This is a genomic window from Pseudaeromonas pectinilytica (assembly GCF_054780855.1).
This window is the reverse complement of record NZ_BAAGVN010000336.1, coordinates 1-21,237: the sequence shown is the minus strand read 5'-3', so window position 1 is coordinate 21,237 and position 21,237 is coordinate 1. Positions and strand designations below refer to the sequence as shown.

General features: G+C 54.6%; 13 protein-coding genes and 1 pseudogene. 3 read left to right on the top strand and 11 right to left on the bottom strand.

Annotation, left to right across the window (positions count from 1 at the left end):
* The first annotated feature begins 606 nt into the window (after window positions 1-606).
* Entirely contained in the window at window positions 607-3,615 is a 3,009-nt protein-coding gene (locus ACYVG7_RS15370; RefSeq protein ID WP_460883979.1) for a transglycosylase domain-containing protein, read from the top strand.
* A 130-nt stretch (window positions 3,616-3,745) separates the two neighbouring features.
* Here ACYVG7_RS15370 and ACYVG7_RS15365 read toward each other — a convergent pair whose 3' ends face one another.
* The 10 genes from ACYVG7_RS15365 to ACYVG7_RS15320 all read right to left on the bottom strand — a co-directional run bounded on the left by ACYVG7_RS15365 (window position 3,746) and on the right by ACYVG7_RS15320 (window position 14,960).
* Complete coding sequence (locus tag ACYVG7_RS15365) at window positions 3,746-5,395, bottom strand: alpha-amylase family glycosyl hydrolase (RefSeq protein WP_460883974.1); 1,650 nt, start codon at window positions 5,393-5,395, stop codon at window positions 3,746-3,748.
* A 142-nt stretch (window positions 5,396-5,537) separates the two neighbouring features.
* Window positions 5,538-5,984 (bottom strand): GNAT family N-acetyltransferase, encoded by a 447-nt coding sequence (locus tag ACYVG7_RS15360; RefSeq protein WP_460883973.1) that lies wholly within the window; start codon window positions 5,982-5,984, stop codon window positions 5,538-5,540.
* A gap of 54 nt (window positions 5,985-6,038) precedes the next feature.
* The gene (locus ACYVG7_RS15355) at window positions 6,039-6,479 is read right to left on the bottom strand and encodes an Rrf2 family transcriptional regulator (RefSeq protein ID WP_460883972.1); all 441 of its coding nucleotides are present in this window, start codon (window positions 6,477-6,479) and stop codon (window positions 6,039-6,041) included.
* Between the two features lie 171 nt (window positions 6,480-6,650).
* A complete protein-coding gene (locus ACYVG7_RS15350; RefSeq protein ID WP_460883971.1) occupies window positions 6,651-8,045 on the bottom strand; it encodes an amino acid permease in 1,395 nt (464 codons plus the stop codon).
* A gap of 452 nt (window positions 8,046-8,497) precedes the next feature.
* A complete protein-coding gene (gene oppF / locus ACYVG7_RS15345) occupies window positions 8,498-9,493 on the bottom strand; it encodes a murein tripeptide/oligopeptide ABC transporter ATP binding protein OppF (RefSeq protein ID WP_460883970.1) in 996 nt (331 codons plus the stop codon).
* On the bottom strand, window positions 9,493-10,476 hold the full coding sequence (gene oppD / locus ACYVG7_RS15340) for an oligopeptide ABC transporter ATP-binding protein OppD (protein WP_460883969.1): 984 nt from the start codon (window positions 10,474-10,476) through the stop codon (window positions 9,493-9,495). Before oppD ends, oppF begins: the two co-directional genes overlap by 1 nt.
* 10 nt (window positions 10,477-10,486) lie before the next feature.
* Window positions 10,487-11,395, bottom strand: a complete 909-nt coding sequence (gene oppC / locus ACYVG7_RS15335; RefSeq protein ID WP_460883968.1) for an oligopeptide ABC transporter permease OppC — start codon at window positions 11,393-11,395, stop codon at window positions 10,487-10,489.
* Between the two features lie 14 nt (window positions 11,396-11,409).
* The gene (gene oppB, locus ACYVG7_RS15330) at window positions 11,410-12,330 is read right to left on the bottom strand and encodes an oligopeptide ABC transporter permease OppB (protein WP_460883967.1); all 921 of its coding nucleotides are present in this window, start codon (window positions 12,328-12,330) and stop codon (window positions 11,410-11,412) included.
* 91 nt (window positions 12,331-12,421) lie between these two features.
* Complete coding sequence (locus ACYVG7_RS15325) at window positions 12,422-14,095, bottom strand: ABC transporter substrate-binding protein (protein WP_460883966.1); 1,674 nt, start codon at window positions 14,093-14,095, stop codon at window positions 12,422-12,424.
* A 226-nt stretch (window positions 14,096-14,321) separates the two neighbouring features.
* Window positions 14,322-14,960, bottom strand: a complete 639-nt coding sequence (locus ACYVG7_RS15320; protein ID WP_460883965.1) for a YchE family NAAT transporter — start codon at window positions 14,958-14,960, stop codon at window positions 14,322-14,324.
* A 608-nt stretch (window positions 14,961-15,568) separates the two neighbouring features.
* Between ACYVG7_RS15320 and adhE the strand changes: the two genes are divergently transcribed.
* Complete coding sequence (gene adhE, locus ACYVG7_RS15315; protein ID WP_460883964.1) at window positions 15,569-18,232, top strand: bifunctional acetaldehyde-CoA/alcohol dehydrogenase; 2,664 nt, start codon at window positions 15,569-15,571, stop codon at window positions 18,230-18,232.
* Between the two features lie 109 nt (window positions 18,233-18,341).
* A complete protein-coding gene (locus tag ACYVG7_RS15310; RefSeq protein WP_460883963.1) occupies window positions 18,342-19,604 on the top strand; it encodes an HD-GYP domain-containing protein in 1,263 nt (420 codons plus the stop codon).
* Window positions 19,605-19,683: 79 nt separating this feature from the next.
* Here ACYVG7_RS15310 and ACYVG7_RS15305 read toward each other — a convergent pair.
* Window positions 19,684-21,162: pseudogene (locus ACYVG7_RS15305) on the bottom strand (methyl-accepting chemotaxis protein); the annotation flags it as partial.
* Window positions 21,163-21,237: the final 75 nt, after the last annotated feature.

Below are 21,237 nucleotides of genomic sequence, written 5' to 3'. Positions count from 1 at the left end.
GTCCTCAGGACTGGCCTCGGTTACTAAACGGGATAGAAAAAAATGACCGGCTTTACACAGAGCCGGTCATTTCAGGGGCGCTATTTTGCCCTATATACAGCGCGTAACTCAATATCTTGTCGCCAGAGATCCCAGCGCTGCGACGGCAGCGACTGACTGCTGCGGTTACCAACCGCGGAACTGTATGCCAGAGGCAACATCGCCAGATGGGAAACCCGCGTCAGGTCAGCCACAGATCTGCAGATGTGATTGTTTTTTGTACTAAAAGTAAACAAAACCCAAGCCGCTTCACTCTCCTGATGCTTTATTTGATAAAGCAGTCACCCCGCACGCGCCGGAGGATTACACTCAATGAAAAGCGCTCATCTGGATACACCTGATCTCGCAGGCTCCGATGAGTCAGATCCATTCGTTCACGGAGCATTGGCCATGGATGCCGTCGAACCGGTTGCCAGCAGCACACCATCTACGGAGTCAGGAACATCCGCAGCCGTCTCGTCCTCGGACGGAACCAACCAGACACCACAGACCGCGACTCCACAGGACACAGCGACTGGATCCCCCGAAACACCTCAGCCAGCCCCGATCCGTTCCAGCTCCCGCCTGATGCGGTTCTTGCGCCGGATCCCCGGCTTCTTATTGGTGTTGGCGATTGCCATCGTTCTGGCCGCCCTGCTGTTTGAGATGCAGACTTCCTGGCTGCAGGCCCACTTACTCTCTGGATATAGTCAAACTCTCAGCTGGCGGTTAGCGCCCGGCCCCAGCCAGGCCATCCACTTTCCGGCGGCAGGCCCCTATGATCAGCGCCTCGGATATGCGCGGCTCGGTAGCTTTTTGCCCCGTCTTGAAGCTCGAGGGTATGGCATTTTGAGTCAGGCCGAGTTTTCACCGGCCCTGATGCACTATAGCCAGCAGGGGCTATTTATCCCCTACGCCGAAAAGAGTCAGGCCGGTTTGACCCTATTTGACTGCCGTAACGAGCCGTTTCACGTCAGCCGCTATCCACGCCATCAATATCTGGAATTTGCCACCATACCGCCACTGGTATTGCAGTCCCTGCTCTATATCGAGAATCGGGATCTACTCAGTGATGAGTATCCGCTGACCAATCCAGCGGTTGATTGGCCCCGCTTTGCCAACGCCGCACTCTCCCAATTAGGCAAACAGGTTGGCATTCAGGATCACGGCTCCGGTGGCAGCACGCTGGCCACCCAGATGGAAAAATTTCGCCACTCCCCGGAAGGCCGCACCAGCTCGAGCAAAGAAAAACTGCGCCAGATGGCCTCGGCCAGTGTTCGTGCCTATCAGGGCGGTGTGCTGACCCTACCTGCGCGCCAACAGCTGGCGCTGGATTACCTCAACTCGGTGCCGCTGGCCGCCGCGCCCGGTTATGGCGAGGTGCACGGTCTGGGGGATGGCCTGCATGTCTGGTTTGCCGCCGACGTCGCCCGGGTGGATGACCTGCTCGGGCGCGCAGCCAACACGCCGGAAGATCTGCTGGCTCAAGGGTTGGCCCTGCGCCAGGTGGTCGCCCTGCTCATCGCTCACCGCCGCCCCTCGTTCTACCTGCTCAAAGGCCGCAGCGAGCTGGAAACCCTGACCGATAGCTATCTGCGCTTATTGGCCCAATCGGCTGCCATCTCGTTGCCACTGCGGGATGCCGCCCTGGCACAGCGACTGGTATTTCGCAACTTCAGCACCCAACCGGCCTTCGAGCGCATCGATGGCAACAAGGCCCGCTATGTCACTCGCGGACGACTGGGCAATATGCTGGGGCTGAACTTGTATGATCTGGACCATCTGGATCTCAGTGTGCACAGCCATCTGAATAACGATCTGCAGCAACAGGTCAGCCAATATCTACGCAGTCTGGCCGACCCCGAGGTTGCCGGTCGCGTTGGCTTGTATGGCGAACGGCTGCTCTCTCCAGAGAAAACTGCCGCCGTGCGTTACAGCTTCACGCTGTTCGAGCGCAGCCCACAAGGTTTTCTGGTGCGGGTGCAGACCGATAACACGGATCAACCCTTCGATATCAATGACGCCAGCAAGTTGGAGCTGGGCTCCACCGCCAAGTTACGGGTGCTGACCAGTTATCTGCAAATCATCGCCGAGCTGCATCAGCGTTTCGCCCTGATGTCACCGGAGCAGCTGCGCCAGCAACCGGTGGACGCCCAGGATAACCTCAGTCGCTGGGCCATCGATTATCTGTTGCGCAACCCGGATCGGCAGTTGACGTCTATGCTGCAAGCCGCGCTGGATCGCCGCTACTCGGCCAGTCCCTACGAGAGTTTCTTCACCGGCGGTGGCCTGCATACCTTCAGCAACTTCCGTAAAGAGGATAATGGCCGCTTGCCGACCCTGCGTCAGGCTTTACAGGAGTCCATCAACCTACCCTTTATCCGTTTGCTGCGCGATGTGGTGCGTTACAGCCTGTATCAAGATCCGACTCGCCGCCTGTTACTACAAGACGACAAGGATCCCCGCCGCCAGGAGTATCTGCGCCGCTTTGCCGATCGAGAAGGAAAGACCTATCTCGGACGCTTCTGGCGCAAATATCAGGGCAAAAACCAGGAGGAACAACTCAAGACCCTGCTCGATGGCATGCATCTGACCCAGAGCAAACTGGCAGCGGTTCATCGCTATCTGCGACCACAAGCCACGCCCGCCGAACTAGCCAGCTTTATTCGCGAGCATCTGCCCAGCGAGCCACTCACTGACAAGCGGCTGGATTATCTCTACCGCACCTATGGTCCTGGCGCCTTCTCCTTGCCTGATCAGGGTTATGTGGCTCGGGTACACCCTCTGGAGCTGTGGCTGCTGGATTATCTCGGCCACCATCCACAAGCCACCTTTGCCGATGCAGTGGCCGCAAGCCAGGAGCAACGATTGGAGGTTTACGGCTGGCTATTCAAATCCCGGCACAGAACCGCACGGGATAGCCGCATTCGTACCATGCTGGAAATCGAGGCGTTCAGCGATATCCACCAGCGTTGGCAAAAACTCGGTTATCCCTTTGACCACCTGGTTCCGTCCCTGGCAACCGCCATTGGTAGCTCCGGAGATAGACCAGCAGCCCTGGCCGAACTCATGGGCATCATCCTCAACGATGGCGTCCGTCTGCCGGTGCAGCGCCTCTCCTCGTTGCACTTTGCCACCGGAACTCCTTTTGAAACCCTGCTGGCACCCAAGTCCAATCAGGCCACTCGAGTGTTGCCCAGCGAGGTGGCCCAGGCACTGCAGGCTGCCCTCTCTCAAGTGGTAGAAGCCGGAACCGCCCGGCGTCTGGCAGGCAGCTTCCAGCTCAGCGACGGTACCCTGCTGCAGCTGGGGGGCAAAACCGGAACCGGTGACAACCGCTTGGAAAAAGTGGGCCGCTACGGCCAGATCCTCGAATCCCGGGTGCTCAATCGCACCGCCACGTTCGTGTTCTATCTGGGTAGTCACCACTTTGGTACGCTCACCGCCTATGTAGAAGGCAGCTCGGCGGACAGCTTCCGGTTCACCTCCGCCCTGCCGGTGCAGGTGCTCAAAGGGATGGCTCCTTTACTAGCACCCGACCTTGCGCCCGGAGTGCAGACCCAGTGTCGGGTCGATCCGGAGCTGGCAAACCGTTAGTAGCCTGTCGATCAAGCGGATCCCCGAGACACAATGGGAGTCTGAAACGCAAAGCATGATGTTGGAATTAGAAAAAAGCCCTGATGCCAGGCATCAGGGCTTTGAAGAATGGTAAGGCGTGTACCTAGGGCTACAGGCGATAGATTCGGACCTCGCGGGGTGCCAGATCCAGCGTCAGGTTTCCCTGCGGATCCGTAGTCTCAGCCTGGGAGCCAAAACCACTCAGTGGCGTCAGTTGCTGTTGCGAATTGCCCAACGCCAGATCCACCTGCCCCTTGCCCGTCCCGTAATTGATAACCACCAGCAGATTTTCTTTGGCGTCATGGCGGCGGAATGCCAGTACCTGATCCTGGCTTAAAAGGGTCAGTTCGCCATCGCGTAACGCCGGGTGCGCCTTGCGCACCGCGATCAACTGCCGGTAGAAATTCCAGATCGAATCCGGTTGTGCTTGCTGTGCGGCGGCATTGTAGTGCTGCCGATTCACAGCAGGTGCCCGAAATGGTGTTGCTGTGCTGAAGCCACCCTCGGCACTCCAGCTCATGGGCGCCCGCAGGCCCCAATCGCCACCGTTGCCGTCACTATGCCCCATGCCGATCTCTTCACCGTAATAAATAAACGGCTGGCCTGGCAGAGTCAGTTGGGTGGCAACCGCCGCCTTGTAAGCCCCCTCATCGCCATCAAAAGCCTCAATCAGGCGCTCACCGGCATACGAGTCATGACTACCGAGTACCAACCCCATGTTCGCCAGCGGGTACTGCTGTAACTTTTGCTGTAGCTCGCCGGTCACAGTGCCCGACAACACCGAAGCCCGCACCGCATCGTTGAAACCGAACGCAAAGGACGAACCGCAGGAGTCCTCACCCGCGGCCCCTACCGGATCGGCAGGCTCCTCGCAGACCATAAAGCGCCCCGGGTAGCTGGTGGTCACCAGCGTCTGGAGATCATGCAAGATCACCTTGTTCTCAGGCTGGGATTCGTAGGCATTCTTACCGTTTTCTACTAACTGCCCGACCGCATCGAAACGGAATCCATCGACGCCCGTATTCAGCCAGTAGCGCAAGTTATCTTGATGGTAGGCCAGAACCTCTGGATTCTTCAGGTTGAAGTCCGGCATCTGCTCCCAGAACACGCCGTAATAGTAATTCTGCCCCGGTCGGCTGCGATGCCAGGAACCACTGCCGTCCCAGTTGGTCCAACCCGGATCATGATCCTTCCAGATATACCAGTCGCGCTTATCATTGAACTTGTTTTTGGAGTCCAGAAACAGCGGGTTCTGATAGGCGCTGTGGTTGATCACATAATCCATGATGACGCCGATACCCCTGGCATGGGCGGCCGCCAGAAACGCCTTGAAATCCGCCTCCGAGCCATAATCCGGCTCGACTTTTCGATAATCGGTCACCGCATAGCCATGATCCCGATCCTGGCTCTGATTGACCGGCATCAGCCAGATCCCCTGCACGCCCAGATTGGCCAGGTAATCCAGTTGCTGGGTCAGCCCGTTGAAATCGCCAATCCCATCACCATCAGAATCCTTATAGCCACGAACATAGATCTCCATAAACACGGCCCCTTTCGCCCAATCCTTTGGCAGAGGACTCTTGGGAGCAGCGACCGCGACAGGGCTCAAATCCAGAGTGGCCGAGGTCAGCTCGACGGGTTTAACCGGGGCTATAGTCGGCGTTGCCGCGACGCTGGAGACGGGAGTTGCAGGTGGAGCAGAACAGGCAGAGGTCAGCGCAATCGCCAACGCACTCAGCAGCAAGGGTGAATAATTCATCGCATATCCGGACAGAAAAAGGGACCAACCGGCATCAGTCACTGACTCATATCCGTCAACGTCAACGAGCCGATATCATCACAGCTTGATCAGACGAGTCACGCTCTAGCAGGCGCGCCCCCGATAAGCCATCTACTGTCGTTTATAACGATTTAGCCAGACAAATGCTGTTATCCAGGTCGATATATGGCCCATAGTTTGCCGTCACCACAAATCCTCGTTTGTGATACAGCGCCAGCGCCTCTGGCTGCCCCTTCCCGGTTTCCAACACCAGATGACTTAAGCCGAGTTCACGCGCCCAGAGCTCCAGTGCCACCAGCAATTGCTCGGAGAAGCCACGGCGACGCCACTCGGGACGCACATACATGCGTTTGATTTCGGCACTATGAGTATCCAGTGGCTTGAAACAGCCACAGGCGACAGCTTGGCCGTCGACCATCCCGATCACCGCGGTTTCCAGTAACGCCAGTCGATTGTGGGTGGCGTAGGCCTCCTGCTGCTGGCCGTAGCGCCTTTGCAGATCGGCATCTAATTGGCGAGTCAGAGCCGTAAAGCGTGGATCCTGATTGGTGGTACGTACGAGCTGCATACAAACTCCTGATGAACTATGGGCAACCACGGACCGGTTGCTTGAATGGCCGATCTAGAGACTCAGCAACGGAATGGCGAGTTGCTGACGGATTGCCGTCGAATTGCGGATCAGATCGGCCAGCGAATGGCGGCACAAGCTGGCGAAGAAGGCCTCGACCGCCTCTGCCAGTACTCCCTTGAGCCGACACACCGGCAACAACTGGCACAAGGGAGAACCACACTCCACCAGTTGCATATTGCCTTCCAGTGACTGAATAACCTCCCCCAGATTGATCGCCTCAGGTGGCAACCCCAGAGAAATCCCGCCGCCTTTGCCCCGTCGGGTCGATACCCAGCCGAGCTTACCCAACTGGTGAACAATCTTGTTGATGTGGTTATGGGGCAGATCAAAGGTGGCACAAACCTCCTCGATACTAGAGCGCCGCCCCTCGGGTTGGAGCGCCAGAAAGATCAGGATCCGTAAGCCATAGTCGGTGTAGCGAGTTAACTGCATGGGATCTTCTCGGCTGGGTACGTCCCCAAACGATACACGCCTCGCTCCTATTTCTTAACCCGCGGCCTGTTAAATTCTGAAAATTTTCGCTGGGTGCCGAGAAGCGAGCATGAAAAAGCCAGCGGCAAAGCGCTGGCTTCTTGCTTTCCTATTATCGGCTAACCCGTGATGTTACTCAGCCATAACCCGGGTCATTCCCGTGCCATTTTTACCCTTGTTGCTGACATAACACTTATATTGATATCCGGCCCAGATCAGTCCCAACCAGACCGGAACCAGATAGACCGAAACCGTCTCACCCAGCAGGTAGAGGATGACCAGCATTCCCGCCAGGAATACCAGGCACAGGTAATTAGCAAACGGATACCAGAAGGCCTTGAACACAGGCACCACCTGTTCAGCATTTTTAGCGCGACGGAATTTCAAGTGAGTCAGGCTGATCATCGCCCAGTTGATCACTAAAGCCGCCACCACCAGCGCCATCAGCAACTGGAATGCCTTGCCCGGGATCAGATAGTTGATCACCACGCAGATCAGTGTCATCAGCCCGGACAGCACAATCGCCGTCACCGGCACACCGCGCCGGTCGACCTTCATCAGCGCACGCGGAGCATTGCCCTGCTGCGCCAGACCATGCAGCATACGACTGTTGCAATAGACGCAGCTGTTGTAGACCGACAGGGCCGCCGTCAACACCACCACATTGAGAATATTGGCCGTGAGATCGCTGCCGAGCGCCGAGAAGATCAGCACGAACGGGCTACCGCCTTCGGCCAATTGATTCCACGGATAAAGAGCCAGCAGCACAGCCAGCGCCCCGACATAGAAGATCAGGATGCGATAGATCACCTGATTCACGGCACGGGGAATGCTCTGCCGTGGGTTGTCGGCCTCTGCTGCTGTGATACCCACCAGCTCCAGGCCACCAAACGAGAACATGATGATGGCCAGCGACATGACCAGACCATGCCAGCCATTGGGCAGGAAGCCGCCCTTGGCCCACAGATTGCTGATGGAAGCCTGAGGACCACCGGTGCCACTAAGCAATAAATAACTACCAAAGACGATCATGCCGATAATGGCGACCACCTTGATGATGGCAAACCAGAACTCCATCTCGCCGAAGTGTTTGACGTTGGAGAGGTTGATGGCATTGATCAGCACAAAGAAGACTGCGGCCGAAACCCAAGTCGGGATCTCGGGCCACCAGTACTGGACATAAAGGCCAACTGCCGTAAGTTCGGCCATGCTGACCAGCACATAGAGCACCCAATAGTTCCAGCCCGCCAGGAAACCGGCAAAGCCACCCCAATATTTATTGGCAAAAAAACTGAACGAGCCGGACACAGGCTCTTCGGCCACCATCTCCCCCAGCTGACGCATGATGAGAAAGGCGATAAAACCACCGAGCGCATACCCGAGCAGTACCGCAGGGCCGGCCATCTTGATGGTCTGGGCTATGCCCAGAAACAGGCCGGTACCAATGGCACCGCCCAGAGCAATAAGTTGGATATGGCGATTCTTCAAGCCGCGCTTGAGTTCACCCTCTTGGGGTCTGACTTCCATGGAAACATCTTCCTCTTGAGGTGCAATAGTCTGGTCTAATCGTCGCCGGGCCGTATCGAAAAACAGCTGCCAGATCCTATCACCACGCTGCACTGGGGCGCGGGATCAGATCACCAAACCATATCACCTCACACACAAAGAGTAGCCGTTGGCCACGCGCAGGCGAGAAAACAGGAATAGTAGCGAACGAGGCATCAGCCTTTAGCGCAGTCTCAATCAGGCTCTGTGCCGGAATGCTGGCCAAAGTGACGGTGGGTCTCTCCTTGGGTTGGCTTTGCCGTAGTCTAGAATACCGATCAATGCCAATTATTCCAGCATTCCACGGGAATATATCTCCACGACCCAGTGGTAATCACGGTTTATCTACCTATTTAACAGATGGTTAATCTGTAACTCGTGGTTAAAAAAAGAGCGCCCTAAGGCGCTCCATCTTCAATGCATAAAATTCAGACCTAAACAGCAACACTCACCTTCAGGCAGGAGACGGCATGGTCATCGTTACCCGTGATGCCCGGACGCGTTTTGGCACACTCAGGGCCCGCGATCGGACAACGGGTGCGGAACACGCAACCAGAGGGCGGATTGATGGGTGACGGCAAGTCCCCTTCCAGGATCTGGATGGTCTTGCTGCGCTCCAGATCCGGATCCGGAATCGGCACCGCTGACATCAGCGCCTTGGTGTAAGGGTGCAGCGGGTTGGAGTAGATCGCCTTTCGGGTCCCCAACTCGACCGCGTTACCCAGATACATCACCAGCACCCGATCGGAAATGTGCTTCACCACCGACAAGTCGTGAGCAATAAACACCAAGGATAACCCCATCTCGGTCTGCAGCTCTTTGAGCAGGTTGACCACCTGCGCCTGGATGGAAACATCCAGCGCTGAAACCGGCTCATCACAGATGATCATCTTCGGCTCCAGGATCAGCGCCCGGGCAATACCGATACGCTGGCACTGGCCACCCGAGAACTCGTGCGGGTAACGGTTGATGAGATTGGGCAGCAGACCGACCTTCATCATGATCGCCTTAACCCTGTCCATCACTTCGACCTTACCGAGCTCCGGATAGAAGGTCTGTAAGGGCTCGGCAATGATGTCCCCAATGGTCATACGCGGATTCAAGGAGGCCAGGGGATCCTGGAATATCATCTGGATCTCTTTGCGCTTTTCCCGCAGCTCACGAGCCGGCAGCTTGGTCAGATCCTGACCCAACCAGACCACAGTGCCGTCGGTAGCTGGCACCAGACCGATAATGGCCCGGGCAAAGGTCGACTTGCCGCAGCCCGACTCGCCGACCACGCCTAAGGTTTCTCCTTCATACAACTTGATGGAGACCCCATCCACCGCCTTGAGATTCAGGGCCGGTGACCAGGGCCAGCTTTTGTCGCTTTTGATCTTGAAGTGGACCTTGAGAGCATCCACCTCCAGCAACAGCTTCTTGTCGCTCATCACGCCTCTCTCCCCTGCTCAATCTCTTCCCAGTCCCAGTGACAGGCGCGCAAGCGACCATCATGGAAACCCGTCAATTCCGGTGCCGTGGTGCGGCAAATATCGCTGACCCGGTGGCAGCGCTCTTGGAACGGACACCCCTTGGGCAAACGCAGCAGGTTAGGCGGATTTCCTGGAATGGTCGCCAGCACTTCGCCTTCAGTATCCAGACGCGGGATCGCCTTGAGCAGCCCCTCGGTGTAAGGGTGGGACGGACGATAGAAGATATCGTTGACCTTGCCGTACTCCATGGTCCGACCGGCATACATCACCAGCACCTTGTCGCACAGACCAGCAATGACGCCCAGGTCATGGGTAATCATGATGATGGCGGTATTGAAATCACGTTTAAGCTCATTGAGCAGGGTCATGATTTGCGCCTGCACGGTCACATCCAGCGCCGTGGTCGGCTCATCGGCAATCAGCAGCTTGGGGTTACACAGCAAGGCCATGGCGATCATCACCCGCTGACGCATACCACCCGAGAATTCATGGGGATACATGTCCATCCGCTTGCGCGCTTCAGGGATCTTGACCGCATCCAGCATCCGCACCGAGGCCGCATAGGCATCCGCCTTACTCATCCCCTTGTGCAGCAGCAACACTTCCATCAGCTGAGTACCGACTTTCATGTAGGGGTTCAGCGAGGTCATGGGGTCTTGGAAGATCATGGAGATCTTTTCGGCACGGATACGGTTCAGCTCTTTCACCGGTAGGTTGAGGATCTCTTTGTCCTCGAACTTGGCCGAGCCAGTGATGATACCGTTCTTGGCAAGCAGTCCCATCAGGGCAAAGGCAGTCTGGCTCTTACCAGAGCCGGACTCTCCGACAATCCCTAAGGTTTCAGCGGCATCCAAAGAGAAATTCAGGTCATTGACGGCGACCACATTCCCTTCCGGGGTCTTGAACTCGACACGCAGATCATTGACAACTAACAGTGACATGACGTGCTCCTTAACGGTCTTTAGGATCCAGGGCGTCACGCAGACCGTCACCCAGGAAGTTGAAGCAGAACAGGGTCACCACCATGAAACCCGCCGGAAACAGCAGGTGCCACAATGCGACTTCCATTGATTTGGAGCCCTCATCCAGCAAGGCGCCCCAGCTGGTCATCGGCTCTTGTACGCCGAGGCCAAGGAAGCTCAAGAAGGATTCAAACAGGATCATGCCCGGAACCAGCAGCGTCGAGTAGACCACCACGATCCCCAGTACGTTCGGCACTATATGCCGGGTGATGATCTTCCACTGGGAAACACCACAGACATGGGCTGCTTCGATGAACTCCTTGCTCTTGAGGCTCAGGGTCTGGCCACGGACAATCCGCGCCATATCCAGCCAGCTGACCGCACCGATGGCGATAAAAATCAGCCACAGGTTACGCCCGAAGAAGGTCACCAGCATGATGACGAAGAACATGAAGGGGAATGCATAGAGAATTTCCAGCGTCCGCATCATGACTCGGTCCAGACGACCGCCGATGAAGCCGGCTGCCGCACCATAGAGAGTACCGATGACCACGGCCACCAGAGCCCCGAGGATCCCGACCATCAGCGAAATACGTCCACCCATCAGGGTACGAACAAACAGATCCCGCCCCAGGCTGTCGGTACCAAAATAATGGCCCGCAGCAAAGTCAGGTGCCGAATGCATGGATGCCCAATCCGGCTCATCGAATGCGTAGGCAGATAACAGCGGCCCCAGGATCACCAGCAGGGTGATGCATGAAAGAATGATCAGGCTAGCCAGCGCCGCCCTGTTTTTGAAGAAGCGGCGAGCGGCATCTTGCCACAGGGAGCGCCCCTTGATTTCCAGCTCACTCGCAAAGGAGGAGACGGCTTGTTGCTTGGGTTTGCTAAGCACCATATTCCACCTCAGGCTCAGTAGCGGATCTTCGGATCGATGAAGGCATAGAGAATATCCACCACCGCGTTAAAGGTGATGGTCAGGGCTCCCACCAGAATGGTCAGACCCAGAACCATGGAGTAATCCCGGTTCAAGGCGCCATTGACGAATAACTGACCGATACCCGGTAAGCCGAAGATGGTTTCAATCACCACAGAGCCGGTAATGATACCGACGAAGGCAGGCCCCAGATAGGAGACGACCGGCAGCATGGCCGGGCGCAGGGCATGGCGCAGAATGATGTGATGGAGCGGCAATCCCTTGGCCCGCGCAGTGCGGATGAAGTTGGAGTTCATGGTTTCGATCATGCTGCCGCGCATGATGCGGGCAATCGAGGAGATGTAGTACATGGTCATGCCGATCACCGGCAGGATCATGAACTGCAGATGGCCACCATTCCAGCCACCCGCGGGCAACCACTGCAAGTTGATGGCAAAAATCAGCGTCAGAACGGGCGCCAAGACAAACGAGGGCATTACCACCCCGAGCATGGCCAACGACATGCTGCCGTAGTCCACCCAGCTATTCTGTCGCAATGCCGCCATGATGCCGAGGCTCACCCCCAGCCCCAAGGCCAGCAAAAAGGCAAAGGAACCTATGGTGGCTGAAACAGGGAGTGCTTTACTCACCAGATCATTCACCGAGAAGTCTTTGTACTTGAACGAAGGACCCAAATCACCCTGCGCAAGATTGCCCAGGTAGGTCAAATATTGTTGATACACAGGCTTATCCAGCCCGTATTTTTGTTGAATGTTGGCCATGACTTCAGGTGGCAATCCACGCTCGGTCGAGAACGGGTTACCCGGTGCAAACCGCATCATGAAAAATGAAACCGTGATCAGCACCAGCAGAGTCGGAATAGCTTCCAACAGACGTTTTAGTATGAATTTTAACATATCGATTCCGGCACAGGCTTCAAGCCTCGTTTTGCCAAGCAGAAGAAACCCGCCCATAAGGCGGGTTTCTGATCATGGCTCCAGGAGACTCTTAGTGAGCAATGATATACATGTCCTTGGTGTAGAGGTTATCCAACGGGTTGTTGGGGTAACCACCGACATAAGGCTTGACCAGACGAGCAGTCACATACTGGTAGATGTTTGCCAATGGCATATCTTCAGCCAGGATAGTTTCAGCTTCGGCATACAGCTTGTTACGGGCTGCAGAATCAGAAACTTCACGGCTCTTGGCCATCAGTTCATCGTACTTCGGATTGGAGTACTTACCATCGTTGTTACCATGGGTGGTCTGTTTCAGATCCAGCATGGAAGAGGCTTCGTTGTAGTCGGCGATCCAGCCAGCACGGGCCACATCAAAGTTGCCACCTGACTTGGTTTCCAGGTAGGTTTTCCACTCCTGGTTCACCAGCGCCACATCAACACCCAGAGTCTTCTTCCACATGGCGGCAACGGCAACCGCGACCTTCTTGTGGTTTTCACTGGTGTTGTACAGCAGTTCAAACTTCAGCGGATGCGCTTCGTCGAAACCAGCTTCTTTGAGTAGCTTCTTGGCTTCTTCGTTGCGTTGTTCCTGGGTCAGCTTGGCATAAGCCGGAGTTGCCGGTACGAAACCGTCCACGAAGTCCGGAACCAGACCATAGCCAGGTTTTTGACCTTGACCCATCACGGAATCGGCAATCACAGCACGATCGATGGCGAAGGCCAGTGCTTTACGCACACGGACATCATCAAACGGCTTCTTCTTGCAATTGAATTCGTAGTAGTAGGTACCGACGTAACCGGTGACACGAACTTCATCCGGACGCTCTTTTTGCAAGCGCTTGAATTGTTCGATCGGGGTTTCATAAGTCATTTCGACTTCACCCGCCAGATAGCGGTTCATATCCGCATTCTGAGACTGGATCGGCAGGTAGGTGACCTTGTTGATGGTGGTGTTCGCATCATCCCAGTAAGTCTTGTTGCGCTCGAGAACGATCTTCTCGTTCACAACCCACTCTTTGAGGTTGTATGCGCCGTTACCCACCAGGTTGCCTGGTTGAGTCCACTTATCACCAAACTTCTCGATGACTTTTTGTGGCTCTGGATAAACGGTGGTGTGTGCCATCATGCTGACGAAGTAGGAGATTGGCTTCTCCAGAGTCACTTCGAAGGTATGATCGTCAACGGCTTTGACGCCCAGCTCTTCCGGCTTGACCTTACCATTGATCACGGCGGTGGCATTCACGATACCGGGAGTTTCCAGGTACCAGGAATAAGGAGAGCCGGTCTTCGGATCCACCACGCGGCGGAATGCATAGACGAAATCGCCAGCAGTCACAGGATCACCATTGGACCACTTGGCATCTTTGCGCAGATAGAAGGTGTACACCTTATTATCTTTGGTTTCCCAACGTTCAGCGACGCCAGGGCGAACTTCACCGTTCGGGCCTGTGGTCACCAGACCTTCATACAGGTCACGTTGAATGTTGGATTCGACAGTTCCTTCTGTCTTGGCCGGATCCAGGGTTGCTGGCTCGGCACCGTTACCTTTCACTAATTCTTGAACTGGCGCTAACTTGACGTCTGCCTTGCTCAAAGGCTTGGCAGCCTCTTGCTTGGCAGCAGGAGCTGCTACTTTTGGTTCTGCTTGTTGTGGCTGTCCACAGCCCCACAGCAGGATGGAAGTAGCAACCGCCATTGCGAGCGCTTTTTTATTATGAGTCATGTCCTTACTCCGTATCAGATTGTCCTTGTCGAACTGACCGGCCACAAATGAGCCGAAGGTCAATATTCGAACCAATGAATAATTCCCTGACATGAGTAAGAATGCAATAGATTTTATGGGGATACGCAGGAATGACGGGGCGTTTACAATCCATTTACCCTGATATGCAGAGTAAATGAATAGTTATCGAGCAAATGCTCATTTCTGGTGCTGGGTATGCACCAAATTACATCAACCCGGGGAACATATGTTTCAATCCAGCCACCATGATCTCGATGCCCAACGACATCATAATCAAGCCCATGATCCGGGTGACAACGTTAATTCCCGTTTTGCCCATCACACGGAACAATAATGGCGCTGCCCGAAAGACTAACCAAGAGAAGAGTGAAAAAACCACAACCACTAAACTCAAACCAAACAGCTGACTTGGCGTATGAAATTGGCTGGAGTAGACAATCGTTGAACTAATCGCCCCTGGCCCGGCCATCAGGGGAAGTGCTAGCGGCACCACAGCGATGGATTCTTTGGCGATGCTCTCGCCTTTCTCTTCCTTGTTATGCTTCACCTCCCCCAGCTTGCCCTGCAGCATGGACCAGGCAATCAAGGTGATCAGCGAACCACCGGCAATACGGAACGACGCAATAGAGATACCAAATACATCCAAAATAACCTGGCCACCGAACATCGAGACCCACAGGATCACCATCACCGCAATATTGGCGGTAGTGTTGGTTTTCATCCGCTCCTGCGAGCTCTGATGACTGGTCAGGCTGACAAAGACCGGCAACAGGCCGAGGGGGTTGATGATAGCCACCAAACCGATAAAAAACTTCAGATAGAGCGAAAAATCCAGATGTTCCATAGCAGGCTCGGCATGTTGAAAACCAACGAACTAAATTATATACGCTTTTGAAGCGCGGCGATTATCCAGAACCCAGGATAAAAGGCCAATCAATAAAATTAATCCTGGCCAGCCACATTAGTTTTTTTCATTTAGAGCGCTTGAATTCTGTTCAAAAAACGAATTCCAGCCTCTCGGCAGAGACTCGCACCATCGGCGATCTTTAATCAGGAACATGAATATAACCAACGAGTTAAAATTGTGCATCCACTCAGCGAGCGTTTCGGCTGCCTGCTCATGAGCGACCATATGGATGCCATGCGAGCCCTTAAGGCGCTAAAACTCAGTATCCTTACTTTAGGCAAGACCATTTACCAGCCAAGCAATCGTAACAAGAGGTGAAACAAAATTTCTTTTGTCATTTTACAACAATTGACATGGATCAAGTTGGGCAGGGAAAGCTGCTCCTATAATCCAGTTCGAAAATTGTTTCCTAAGCGACGTAGATAGGAAAATTGTCGTGAAGCCAGCATTGTGTATACTCGTTTTTCGCTGGTCAAACGTCATCACATCTTATTAACGCCAAACATTAGTAAACAGTTTTCAAAAACTCAGTAGGAGAAAACGCTATGGCAGTATCAAACCTTGCCGAATTGGACGAGCTGGTTGCTCGTGTTAAGGAAGCGCAACGTGTTTTCGCTACTTTCTCTCAAGAGCAAGTAGACAAAATCTTCCGTGCCGCCGCTCTGGCTGCCAACAATGCCCGTATTTCGCTGGCCCAGATGGCTGTTGCTGAATCCGGCATGGGTATCATCGAAGACAAGGTTATCAAGAACCACTTCGCCTCCGAGTACATCTACAACAAGTACAAAGATGAAAAGACCTGCGGCATTCTGAGTGAAGATGACGAGTTCGGTACCGTCACCATCGCCGAGCCGGTTGGCATCATCTGTGGTATCGTTCCGACTACCAACCCGACTTCAACTGCAATTTTCAAGTCTCTGATTGCGCTGAAGACTCGTAATGCCATCATCTTCTCCCCGCACCCACGTGCCAAGAACTCCACCAATACCGCTGCCAAGCTGGTACTGGATGCAGCGATTGCCGCCGGTGCTCCGGCTGACATCATCGGCTGGATCGATCAACCGTCTGTTGAACTCTCCAACGCGCTGATGAAGCATGCTGACATCAACCTGATCCTGGCCACCGGTGGCCCAGGCATGGTGAAGGCTGCTTACTCCTCTGGTAAGCCGGCTATCGGTGTGGGTGCTGGTAACGTACCTGTTGTTATCGATGAAACTGCCGATGTGAAGCGTGCTGTTGCTTCTATCCTGATGTCCAAGACCTTCGACAACGGTGTGGTGTGTGCTTCTGAACAAGCCGTTATCGTCGTTGACAGCATCTACGAACAAGTGAAAGAGCGTTTTGCCAGCCACAAGGGCTATGTTCTGTCCAAGGACGAAGCCGACAAGGTTCGCAAGATCATCCTGATCAACGGCGCCATGAACGCAGCCATCGTGGGTCAACCAGCCACCAAGATTGCCGATATGGCCGGTGTCAAGGTTCCGGCTGATACCAAGATCCTGATCGGTGAAGGTGTCAAGGTCTGCGAAGAAGAAGAATTCGCTCACGAGAAACTCTCCCCGACTCTGGGTATGTTCCGTGCCAAGAACTTTGAAGAAGCCGTCAGCATGGCGTGTGACATGGTGGATCTGGGTGGTATCGGCCACACTTCCGCTCTGTACACCGACCAGGACATCAATGCAGACCGCGTGAAGTACTTCGGCGACAAGATGAAGACTGCACGTATCCTGATCAACACCCCTACCACCCACGGTGGTATCGGTGACCTGTACAACTTCGCGATGGCCCCGTCTCTGACGCTGGGTTGTGGCTCATGGGGTGGTAACTCTATCTCCGAGAACGTTGGTCCGAAGCATCTGATCAACAAGAAGATGGTCGCTAAACGGGCTGAAAATATGCTGTGGCACAAACTTCCAAAATCTATCTACTTCCGTCGTGGTTCCCTGCCAATCGCTCTGAGCGATCTGGAAGGCAAGAAGCGCGCTATGGTGGTCACCGACCGCTTCCTGTTCAACAACGGTTACACCGATGAACTGGTACGCTTGCTGAAAGGCATGTCCATGGAAGTGGAAGTATTCTACGAAGTAGAAGCCGACCCGACTCTGTCCATCGTTCGTAAGGGCGCCGAGATGGCCCAATCCTTCAAGCCGGACGTGATCCTGGCTCTGGGTGGTGGTTCACCGATGGATGCCGCCAAGATCATGTGGGTGATGTACGAACATCCGAACACCGCCTTCGAAGATCTGGCCATGCGCTTCATGGATATCCGCAAGCGTATCTACAAGTTCCCGAAAATGGGTCAGAAGGCCGAGTTGGTTTGTATCACCACCACTTCCGGTACCGGTTCTGAAGTTACTCCGTTCGCCGTAGTAACTGACGATGCCACTGGCGTGAAGTACCCGCTGGCTGACTACGAACTGACTCCGAACATGGCTATCGTTGACGCCAACCTGGTTGCCAACATGCCGAAGTCCCTGTGTGCGTTCGGTGGTGTTGATGCCGTGACTCACGCCATGGAAGCCTATGTATCCGTTATCGCTAACGAATACTCAGACGGCCAAGCCCTGCAAGCCCTGAAGATGCTGAAGGAATACCTGCCTTCCAGCTATCACAATGGCAAGGCTGACATGGTTGCTCGTGAGAAGGTTCACAATGCCGCTACCATCGCTGGTATCGCATTCGCCAACGCCTTCCTGGGTGTGTGTCACTCCATGGCTCACAAGCTGGGTGCCGAGTTCCACATTCCGCACGGCTTGGCTAACGCCCTGCTGATCTGCAACGTGATCCGCTACAACGCCAACGACAACCCGACCAAGCAGACTGCGTTCTCTCAGTATGACCGTCCGCAAGCTCGTCGTCGTTATGCCGAAGTTGCTGACCACTTGGGTCTGACTGCAGCGGGTGACCGCACTGCCGCCAAGATCGAGAAGCTGCTGGCATGGCTTGACGGCCTGAAGAAGGAACTGGACATCCCGATGTCCATCCGTGAAGCAGGCGTACCGGAAGAGAAGTTCCTGGCCAAGGTTGATGCCCTGTCCGTTGAAGCTTTCGATGACCAGTGCACCGGCGCCAACCCGCGCTACCCGCTGATCAGCGAACTGAAGCAGGTTCTGCTCGACTCCTACTATGGCCGTCCTTATGTTGAAGGTTCTGCTGTTGTAGTTGAAGCCAAAGAAGAAAAGAAAGAAGAAGGTAAGAAGAAGAAGTAATTCTTCCCTTTATTACCCGTGAATAGGAAGGCCCGCACATTGTGCGGGCCTTTCTTTTGCCTGCAAGCCACAGATTTGCTAGTTTCATCAGATATGGCTGGAGGAATTAATGAGCGATATATCAGTCCCAATTGCTGACTTACGTGTAGGGCATTACGTCAAACTACCGCTGAGTTGGAAACAGCATCCGTTTTTATTCAGCTCATTTCGCATCAAGGACGAGTCGCAGCTGCAGATCATTCAGAACATCGGGTTGCGCGAGATCATCGTCGATCCAGATAAGAGCACAGTGGAAGTCATTATCACCCCCGTGGTGGCAGAAGTGGCCCCTGCAGCTCCCGATCTCGAGCAGAAGCCTGATCCCCAGAAAATCGAACAGCAACAATTGCGGCGCTCGATTCGTAGTTCGGAGAAAGCCTTTACCAATTCGGTATCGCCGCTGCGTGAATCGCTATCCCAGTTGAACTTGAAGCCGGATGAGGGACTTGGCACAGTCGCCGAGCTGGTACGCAATGCCGGACTCCATCTAAGCCAGCAGGAGGGCCCCGTTGGCTTTCATCTGGTACGCATCGTCAATCAAGCCGATAGTCTGTTACTGCATAGTCTGAATGTGGCGTTTATCGCCATGCTAATCGCCAAAGAAGCTGGCTGGAGCCCGCTTGAAATCGAGGATGCCGGTCTTGCTGGTTTGGTACATGACATCGGTGAAATCAAGATCCCGAGCCAAATTACCCGCAAGCGCACCGAGCTCAGTAAAGCGGAGGTCAATTACCTGCGGATGCATGTGCAATATGGCTACGAGCAATTGACCAGCTTGAATGCCTTCTCACTGAAAGTCCGGCAAGCCGCGTATCAGCACCATGAGCGGCTGGATGGCTCTGGCTACCCGCAAGGGCTCAAGGGCGATCAACTGGACCCGCTGTCGCGCCTTATTGCCGTCGTTGACAGCTTTGATGAGCAATTGCACCCGCGCAACGCGACCCGCCCCGGGATCCCCAATCAAATTATCGCGGGACTCTTCAAACGCGCGAACAAGCAGCTCGACAGTGGCTTTATGCAGCTGCTCATCAAAGTCATGGGCGTCTATCCTCCCGGCAGCCTAGTCTTGCTCAGCGATGGCACCCTGGCGCTAGTGATGTCCAGTGAGCCCAGCTCCCCTCTCAAGCCCTGTGTCCTGCCATTTACCAAAGGTAGAGTCCAGGAGGGAGTCGATCTGATTAACCTGAAGGATGACGACAGGACGATCACCAAAGTGGTGGATTTTGAGGAGCTAACCCCACCCCAGCGGGAGTTTTTTAGCCTCGGCAAACACTACTGTTATTATTTTTCTACCTTTACGCCTCCGGAGGCAGAGGCGGTAGCTCCCGAATAAGCCACTGCATTGCGAATTGCTTACACCGAGCAAAAGAACAAGGGGGCTAAGCCCCCTTGGAAATACCAAACCTTAATAGTTAATAGCGAAACCGCATCACCAACTCTTTAAGGTGGTGGCCGGTATCCGCCAGATCCCGGGTCGTCAACTCCGACTCTTCCGCCGCCAGCGACAGCTGTTCGACAATGTGCTGGATGGCAACCAGGTTGCGGTTGATCTCTTCGGATACCGCATTCTGCTCCTCGGCTGCGGTCGCAATCTGCAAGTTCATATCATTGATGGTATCCACTGCTGCCGCGACGCCATCCAGAGAATGGGATATCTGGGCGGTTTCGTGCACCGTGTGTTTGCTGTGCTCTTGACTGGTGTTCATCACCTGCACCGCCTCGGACACGCCAGCCAACAAACGTTGCAGCATATTATTAATTTCCAACGTACTCTGCTGGGTTCGTCCGGCCAGGGAACGCACTTCATCGGCAACCACCGCAAAGCCTCGGCCTTGCTCTCCGGCGCGAGCAGCCTCAATGGCGGCATTGAGCGCCAGTAGATTGGTTTGCTCGGCAATGCTGCGGATCACCTCGACCACAGAGCCGATCTTGCTGGTCTCCTGCGCCAACTGTTCGATGACCTGAGAGGCTTGATCGACTTCACTGACCAGTTCGTTGATACTCCGTGAGGCCGTAGCGACAACACCTCGAGCGGCTGCCGCTTCATGGCTAGCAGCTGAGGTGGCTGTAGCCGCATTCGCCGCACTGGAGGCCACTTCTTGCGCCGTAGAACTCATCTCGGTGACCGCGGTGACCACCTGTTCGGTTTCGCGACGGTGACCTTGCATTTGCTGGATAAACTGGCCGGAAGAGGCCTTGAGCCGCTCCGAGACTTCAAATACATGCTGGCTGGTAGTACCGACTTGCGCCACCACTCCCTGCACTCGCTCCACGAAGTGGTTGAATGCACGACTCAGCTCCCCTACTTCATCCTTACTGGTGCTGTGCAAACGTCGGGTCAGATCCCCCTCGCCATGCGCAATATCATCCAATGCATGCACGACTGCCTCCAGAGGCTGGGAGATCCGGTTACCAATAATCGCCGTTACCCCGGTGGTAAACAGTAGAACCAAGAGTGAGATCAATAAATTTCGTTGAATAGCCGTATGTAATTCTTGCTCGGCAATCGTCCGTTGTGCAGCCAATTGGGCTTCAATATCGTCGATATAGAATCCGGTACCTACAATCCAGTTATATTTATCCAGCGCTTTGCTCAAGCTCAGCTTGGCGACTGCTTTATTCACCGAAGGCTTATGCCATTGGTATTGGGTATAACCATCACCGGAACGTGCCGCAGCAATAATGTTTTGTATGAATAATTTGCCATCGGCATCTTTCAGATTGGCCAAATCTTTGCCTTCTAGTTCCGGTTTTGGACCGAGAACTTGGTTGACACCATTGAAGTCATAGACGAAAAAATAGCCATCCGCATCATAGCGCAAATCGCGCAAGACACTCTTCACTCGCTCCCGATTTTCGGGAGTGTCCGCGTCCTGATAAATTTTCCTGATTACCACCATGATTCAGCCCTTCAGAACTACACTTAAAGGGTTCTGTTCTGGAGGGTTAAATCATGGCCAGAAACA

Excerpts from the sequence above, each read along its gene's own strand:
- ACYVG7_RS15370 (WP_460883979.1), top strand. The coding sequence starts at position 607 with ATGCGGTTCTTGCGCCGGATCCCCGGCTTCTTATTGGTGTTGGCGATT.
- oppF (WP_460883970.1), bottom strand. The coding sequence starts at position 9,493 with ATGAGCGACAAGAAGCTGTTGCTGGAGGTGGATGCTCTCAAGGTCCAC.
- oppC (WP_460883968.1), bottom strand. The coding sequence starts at position 11,395 with ATGGTGCTTAGCAAACCCAAGCAACAAGCCGTCTCCTCCTTTGCGAGT.
- ACYVG7_RS15365 (WP_460883974.1), bottom strand. The coding sequence starts at position 5,395 with ATGAATTATTCACCCTTGCTGCTGAGTGCGTTGGCGATTGCGCTGACC.
- oppB (WP_460883967.1), bottom strand. The coding sequence starts at position 12,330 with ATGTTAAAATTCATACTAAAACGTCTGTTGGAAGCTATTCCGACTCTG.
- oppD (WP_460883969.1), bottom strand. The coding sequence starts at position 10,476 with ATGTCACTGTTAGTTGTCAATGATCTGCGTGTCGAGTTCAAGACCCCG.
- adhE (WP_460883964.1), top strand. The coding sequence starts at position 15,569 with ATGGCAGTATCAAACCTTGCCGAATTGGACGAGCTGGTTGCTCGTGTT.
- ACYVG7_RS15350 (WP_460883971.1), bottom strand. The coding sequence starts at position 8,045 with ATGGAAGTCAGACCCCAAGAGGGTGAACTCAAGCGCGGCTTGAAGAAT.
- ACYVG7_RS15355 (WP_460883972.1), bottom strand. The coding sequence starts at position 6,479 with ATGCAGTTAACTCGCTACACCGACTATGGCTTACGGATCCTGATCTTT.
- ACYVG7_RS15320 (WP_460883965.1), bottom strand. The coding sequence starts at position 14,960 with ATGGAACATCTGGATTTTTCGCTCTATCTGAAGTTTTTTATCGGTTTG.
- ACYVG7_RS15360 (WP_460883973.1), bottom strand. The coding sequence starts at position 5,984 with ATGCAGCTCGTACGTACCACCAATCAGGATCCACGCTTTACGGCTCTG.
- ACYVG7_RS15325 (WP_460883966.1), bottom strand. The coding sequence starts at position 14,095 with ATGACTCATAATAAAAAAGCGCTCGCAATGGCGGTTGCTACTTCCATC.
- ACYVG7_RS15310 (WP_460883963.1), top strand. The coding sequence starts at position 18,342 with ATGAGCGATATATCAGTCCCAATTGCTGACTTACGTGTAGGGCATTAC.